This is a genomic window from Pseudomonas sp. IPO3749, assembly GCF_013386605.1.
In the GTDB taxonomy this organism is placed as follows: domain Bacteria; phylum Pseudomonadota; class Gammaproteobacteria; order Pseudomonadales; family Pseudomonadaceae; genus Aquipseudomonas; species Aquipseudomonas azotoformans_A.
The window spans coordinates 1-415 of record NZ_JACARN010000167.1 but is presented as its reverse complement, the minus strand read 5'-3'; the positions used below and the strand labels follow the sequence as shown (position 1 = coordinate 415).

The 415-nt window shown below is 65.8% G+C and carries 1 protein-coding gene; it reads left to right on the top strand.

Annotated features, from left to right (window positions below; translation table 11 throughout):
* A partial coding sequence (locus tag HX812_RS31955; RefSeq protein ID WP_178949170.1) for a hypothetical protein occupies positions 1 to 415 on the top strand: 415 nt, incomplete at both ends.

The following is a 415-nucleotide window of genomic DNA, read 5'->3' as shown; positions in this document are numbered from 1 at the left end:
GCGGTTGCAGGCGGAGGGGCGGGAGGTGGCTTCGTTGACGGTGATTGACAGTGAGTCTCCGGAGCGCGCCGTTAGGCCTTATACGACGACGGCGGCGTTGATGCGGTTGATTGAGGCGATGCAGTTGTCGGCGGGGCAATCGCTGGGGATAGATCTGGAGAATTTTGCCGGGAGTGATGAGGTGGCGCAGCGGCGGCAGTTGCATGCAGGGATGGTCGGCGTTGGTCTGTTGCCGGGGCGGTCGGCTGTGGATGCGATGGATGGGCCGGCGCGGACTTATGCGGCGGCGTTGCGCACGCGGTATCGGCCGGGTGCGCGATTTAACGGGGTTGTGCGGTTGGTGCTGGCTGAGGATCCGGCGTTGGATGCGGCGGGGAATCAGCGGGAGCAGGGGGGGATGGTTGAGGGGTGGAGG